Source organism: Calidithermus terrae (assembly GCF_003574345.1).
Classification (GTDB): domain Bacteria; phylum Deinococcota; class Deinococci; order Deinococcales; family Thermaceae; genus Calidithermus; species Calidithermus chliarophilus.
On the sequence record NZ_QXDL01000244.1, the window covers coordinates 1 to 5,290 of the forward strand.

The window sequence follows — 5,290 nt, forward strand, 5'->3', positions numbered from 1 at the left end:
GGTTTATCCCCCCCTGCCCCCCTTAGCAAGGGGGGCAGGGGGGGATAAACCCTCCCCGCGGGCGGGGAGGGAGGGGTAGCCATACGCCACGAGCCTTTCGCTTACCGCTGACGGCTGATCGCTGAAAGCTGACAGCCACAAGCGCTGTCCTCCGCGCCCTACTCCTCCAGCTCCTCGCCTTCCTCGGCGTTCTCCGGGTTGCGCTTCATCACCTCGCGCAGCACCGTGGTGGCGTAGGCCCCCTTGGGGAGGAAGAAGCTGAGCCATAGCCCTTCGGGGGCGGGCTCGAGGGCCCACTCCTGCAAAGGGAAGCGGATCCAGCGGCGGTCGCCCTTGCGGGCGGCGAACTGCTCGCGGCTGAGGGCGTAGCGGGAGAGGACGCGGTCCTCGAGGGCGCGGGCTTCGCCCTCGGCCTCGCGGTACTTCTTGCCGTAAAGCGGGCCGGTGGCGCTGATCTCGAAGCGCTGGGCGCGGGGGTTCTCGGCCTCGGGGTCCTGCACCACGAACTCCCCGCCGGTGTCGTGCTTCTTGGCTACGTCGCCCTGGATCACCCGGTCGAAGAGGCCCGCGCGCAGGCGCTCGCCCAGCCAGTCGTTGAACAGGAGGCTTTGCAGGCTGCCGATGAGGAAGCGCTTGAGCCAGGGGTTGCCCCGGCCCTTGCCGGTGGTGACGAGCTCGTAGCCGCGCAGGGGGTTCTGCCCGCCGATGCCGAAGCGCTGGGGGCCGTAGTAGTTGGGCACGCCGTGGCGCTCGAGCCGCTCCAGCACGGTCCGGGCGGTCTGGAGGTCGGGCGGGGCGCCGGTGCGCACGAGGATGCGGAAGCGGTTGCCCTTGAGGTGGCCGACCCGCAGCTTGTTGCCGTGGACGCCGGTCTCGAGCACCCGCACCCCCGGCAGGCTCTCCAGCCCGCTCAGGCGCTCGGCGGCCCGCAGGGGCACGCTGAACCACTGGCGGGTGAGGGCGTGCTTGTCCTTGAGCCCCGCCACCCCGATGGCGGCCTCGTTGATGCGCAGCTCGTCGCGCAGGAACTCGAAGACGGCGCGGGTGGTGAGGCCCTGTTTCTCGAGGAAGAAGTAGAAGTGCTCCCCCTCGCCGCTGGGGAGGTAGGCGGGCACCTCGGTCACCTGGAAGTCGGCGTTCTCCACGCGGATGCGCCCCTCGAGGCCCGGCAGGCCCTCGGTGAGGTAGGGGTAACGGTCGAAGTCGAAGCGCAGCTCTACGCTCATTCGCCCAATCGTATAGCCTGAGGCCCAGGGATGGACGCGCTGACCCAACGCCTGCGCCAGGAGCTCGAGCCCCTCCCCCCCGACGCCCTGCTGGTGGCGGCGGTCTCGGGCGGGGGCGACTCGGTGGCGCTGCTGCACCTGCTGCACGCGCTGGGGCGGCGGGTGGTGGTGGCCCACCTCGACCACGCCCTGCGCCCGGAGTCGGGGCGGGAGGCCGCCTGGGTCGCGGCGCTGGCCGGGCGGCTGGGGATGGCCTGCGAGGTCGAGCGCGTGGAGGTGGCCGAGGTCGCGCGGCGCAAGCGGGCCAACCTCGAGGCCACCGCCCGCGAGCTGCGCTACGCCTTCTTCGCCCGCGTCGCCAGGAAGCACCGCGCCGCCGCCGTCCTCACCGCCCACACCCAGGACGACCAGGCCGAGACGCTGCTGTGGCAACTGGCGCGGGGCAGCGGGCGGGCCACGGGCATCCGCCAGCGCCAGGGGAGGGTGCTGCGGCCCCTGCTGGGCTTCAGCCGCCAGGAGCTGCGCGACTGCCTGCGCGCGCTGGGGGAAGACTGGCTCGAGGACCCCACCAACCAGGACACCGCCCTCGAGCGCAACTACCTGCGCCACGCGGTGCTGCCCAGGCTGGAGGAGCGCTTCCCGCACGGCAGCGCCCACCTCGCGGAGTTCGCCCTGCTGCGCCAGCAGGAGGACGAGGCGCTCGAGGCCCAGGCCGCCGCCCGCCTGCTCCCCGACCCGCGCTGGCCGGTCCCGGCCTTCCGGGTGGCCCCGCTGCTCAAGAGCCCGCCCGTGCTGCGGACGAGGGCCCTGCGGCAGATCCTGGAGCGCCTGGGGCTGCGCCCCGAGCGCCGCTTGGTGGAGGCGCTGGGGCTGGCCCTCGCAGGCCATCCCCAAAGCCTGCCGGAGGGCTGGCTGGCCCGCCGGGTCGAGGGCAGCCTGTTCCTGCTCCCGCCCGGGCTCGCCGTGCCGCTGCCGCCGGGCTTCCGGGCCGCGAAGCCGGGCGACTGGCTCGAGCGCCCCTTCGGCCGCAAACGGCTGGTGGAGCTCCTGGCCGAGCAGGGCGTGCCCCCCGAGCTCAAGCGGGTCTGGCCGGTGCGGGCCGAGGGCTCGCGGGTGCTGGAGGTGAGCGGGCTCGAGCCCGCCCCCCAGGACCGCCGCTGGATGGCCGAAGCCCTGCGGCTCGCCCGGGAAGCCGGGGCCCGGGGCGAGGTGCCCGTCGGCGCGGTGCTGGTGCGGGAGGGTGAATTGCTCTCCTCAGCCCCCAACCGGGTCGAGGAGCTGCGCAACGCCACCGCCCACGCCGAGCTGCTGGCCCTGAACGCGGCCGTCGAGCGGCAGGGCGAGAAGGTGCTGCCCGGGAGCACCCTCTACGTCACCCTCGAGCCCTGCCCCATGTGCTACGGCGCGCTGCTGGAGGCCCAGGTCGGGCGGGTGGTCTACGGCAGCGAGAACCTCAAGGCCGGGGCCTTCACCGTCCACGGCGTCCGCCCGGCGATGCGCTGGGAGGGGGGATGGCTCGAGCGCGAGGCCTCGAGGCTGCTGCGCGATTTTTTCGCCCGGTTGCGGGGGCGGCATCTTGACGAGCGCGAAAACGCCCCCTAAAGTTGTAAGGCGGCCCTGTTTTGGAGGGGTGCCAGAGCGGTTGAATGGGCCGGTCTCGAAAACCGGTATATCCCTTGCGGGGTATCGAGGGTTCGAATCCCTCCCCCTCCGCCACCGAAGCGGCGAGTCCCCCCGGTTTTGCCGGGGGGATTGGGTTTTGGGTGGATGGCGGGATGCCGATAGTCGATGGCCCAACGCCGAACGACAAACGCCCAACGCGGGTCGTACGTCGTACGCAAGACGCCAGACGCCGGTCGTACGTCGTACGTCGTACGCCGTACGCGAGACGCAAAACGCAAGACGCAAGACGCAAAACGCAAAACGCAAAACGCAAAACGTATGACACCTTGGCCCTCGGCCCTGGACTCTCGGCCCTCGACAAGTCACCAGCCACGAGCGACTGGCTACGGCCCTCACGGCCTTTTGGCTTGCTGCGTCTCGAGCCCCTTGCGGGTCATCTCGCCCCAGACGCCGCGTTTGCGCCAGACCTGGAAGCTCGCCAGGAAGCGTTCGAAGGCCAGCAGTTGGCGGTAGCCCAGCACCTCGAGCAGCCCCAGGCCCAGCAGCAGGGCGCGTTCCCAGAGGCTGCGGTAGCGCTTGAACAGCAGGGTCTCGATGCCGACGGCGAGATGGGAGAGCAGCACGCCGAAGCCCAGGGCCAGGAGCAGGAAGAGCAGGGCGAACTCGAGGTTGAGCAGGCCCAGGGCGTAGGCCACGGGGAGCATGAGGTAGCCCAGCACCTCGACCACGGGGGAGAGGGCCTCGAAGAAGAGGAAGTAGGGCATCGCCAGTACTCCCAGCCGGCCGTAGCGGGGGTTGAAGAGCATGGCGCGGTGGGCCCACAGCACCTCCCACAACCCCCGGTGCCAGCGGTTGCGCTGCTTGCGCAGGGTCTGCCAGTCGGTGGGGACTTCGGTGTAGCAGATGGGGTCGGGGGTGTAGACGATGCGGTAGTCCTGCCGCTGCTCGCGGGCGCGGCGGTGCAGGCGCACGACGAGCTCCATGTCCTCGCCCACCGTGCCGGTGCGGTAGCCGCCCACGGCCAGCACGGCCTGGCGGCGGAAGAGGCCGAAGGCGCCGGAGATGATGAGCAGGGCGTCCATCGCGCTCCACCCGGCCCGGCCGCTGAAGAAGGCGCGGGCGTACTCCACGATCTGCATGCGCTCGAGGAAGCCCCTGGGCAGCCGCAGCGCCTCGACCACGCTGCCGCGCACGGTGGCCCCGTTGAGCGGGCGGATGGTGCCCCCCACCGCCAGCACGCGGTCGTCCTCGAGGAAAATGCGGCTCGCCCGCAGCAGCGCGTCGCCGTCGAGCAGGCTGTCGGCGTCAACGGCGCAGAAGACGGGGTAGCGCGCCAGGTTGAGCCCGGCGTTGAGCGCGTCGGCCTTGCCGCCGTTGTCCTTGTCGAGCACGACCAGGTTGGGGTGGCGCAGCGAGCGGTAGATGGCGCGGATGGGCTTGCAGTCGATGGCCTTGCGGAAGACCACGGGCTCTTCCACCAGCGCGTAGGCCTCGCGCAGCTTCTCGACGGTGCGGTCCTTGGGGCCGTCGCAGACGACCACCACCTCGAACTCGGGGAAGTGCAGCGCCAAGAAGGAGCGCACCGACTCCACGATGGTCTTCTCCTCGTTGTAGGCGGGCACCAGGATCGAGACGGGCAGGTAGGCCTCGCGCTCGAGCAGGTCCTTCAAGGCCAGCTCGGAGAGCTCGCGGGCGTAGCGGGCCACCATGCTCAGCCCCGCCAGCGAGAAGGCGGCGTACAGCAGGTTGAGCACGGCGAAGTAGCCCAGCACCAGCACCTGATAAGCGAGGTAGAGGTCGGCCAGCATCAGCGCTCCCGTAGGACCTGCGCGGCCATGTCGCGGCCGTAGCGGTCGGGGTGCTCGGCGGCGGCGTGCTCGAGCAGGGCGGGGCGGGCGTGGGCCAGGGCCTCGGCGGCGGCGCGCCGCACGTAGAAGGAGGGGTCGCCCAGGCGCTTCCACAGCTCGCCCTCGGCGAAGGCCGGGCTCAGCAGCGGCAGCAGGCGCACCGCGTGGATGCGCAGGAACTCCTGCGGGCTGTCGAGGGCCTCGAGCACGGCGGCCTCGTGGCCGTCCGGGGGGTAGCCCAGCCGGAGCAACGCCCGCAGGGCGGCGGCCTTGAGCTCGGGGTCGGGGTGGGCCAGGAAGCCGCTCACGGCCCCGGCCAGGGCCAGCAGGCGCAGGCGGCCGGCGGCCTCGAGCGCGGCCCACAGCTCGCGGGAGCCGCCCGCCTCCAGGAGGCGCTCGAGCACCGGCGCCGCGCGGTCTTCGAGCAGCAGCAGCACCTCGAGCAACGCCCCCCGGGGCAGGCCGGTGTGGAGCAAAGCCTCGGCCAGCCCGCCCAGCGCCTCCGGCGGGGCCGAGCGGGCCGCGGCGCGGGCGGCCACCAGCCGCAGCAGGGGGTCGGGGTGGGTGAGGTAGGGCAGCACCAGCGGCACGGCC

At 72.2% G+C, this 5,290-nt stretch carries 4 protein-coding genes and 1 tRNA gene; 2 read left to right on the forward strand and 3 right to left on the reverse strand.

Going from position 1 to position 5,290, the window contains the following annotated elements:
• Positions 1-158: 158 nt before the first annotated feature.
• Positions 159-1,226, reverse strand: coding sequence for a tRNA pseudouridine(13) synthase TruD (truD, locus tag Mterra_RS18445; protein ID WP_119316474.1), 1,068 nt, complete (start codon positions 1,224-1,226; stop codon positions 159-161).
• A gap of 30 nt (positions 1,227-1,256) precedes the next feature.
• Between truD and tilS the strand changes: the two genes are divergently transcribed.
• Both tilS and Mterra_RS18455 read left to right on the forward strand, forming a co-directional pair.
• Complete coding sequence (tilS, locus tag Mterra_RS18450; RefSeq protein ID WP_119316475.1) at positions 1,257-2,828, forward strand: tRNA lysidine(34) synthetase TilS; 1,572 nt, start codon at positions 1,257-1,259, stop codon at positions 2,826-2,828.
• A 22-nt stretch (positions 2,829-2,850) separates the two neighbouring features.
• Positions 2,851-2,942: transfer RNA gene (locus Mterra_RS18455), tRNA-Ser, on the forward strand.
• 299 nt (positions 2,943-3,241) lie between these two features.
• Here the strand turns inward: Mterra_RS18455 and Mterra_RS18460 are convergent.
• Together Mterra_RS18460 and Mterra_RS18465 are read right to left on the reverse strand one after the other, a co-directional pair.
• Positions 3,242-4,657, reverse strand: a complete 1,416-nt coding sequence (locus Mterra_RS18460) for a glycosyltransferase family 2 protein (protein ID WP_119316476.1) — start codon at positions 4,655-4,657, stop codon at positions 3,242-3,244.
• On the reverse strand, positions 4,657-5,290 hold a 634-nt coding region (locus tag Mterra_RS18465), incomplete at its 5' end, for a HEAT repeat domain-containing protein (protein WP_176582553.1). The genes Mterra_RS18465 and Mterra_RS18460, both read right to left, overlap by 1 nt.

What these genes read in the sequence shown, in the direction of transcription:
- tilS (WP_119316475.1), top strand. Translation starts at nt 1,257, where the DNA reads ATGGACGCGCTGACCCAACGCCTGCGCCAGGAGCTCGAGCCCCTCCCC.
- Mterra_RS18460 (WP_119316476.1), bottom strand. Translation starts at nt 4,657, where the DNA reads ATGCTGGCCGACCTCTACCTCGCTTATCAGGTGCTGGTGCTGGGCTAC.
- truD (WP_119316474.1), bottom strand. Translation starts at nt 1,226, where the DNA reads ATGAGCGTAGAGCTGCGCTTCGACTTCGACCGTTACCCCTACCTCACC.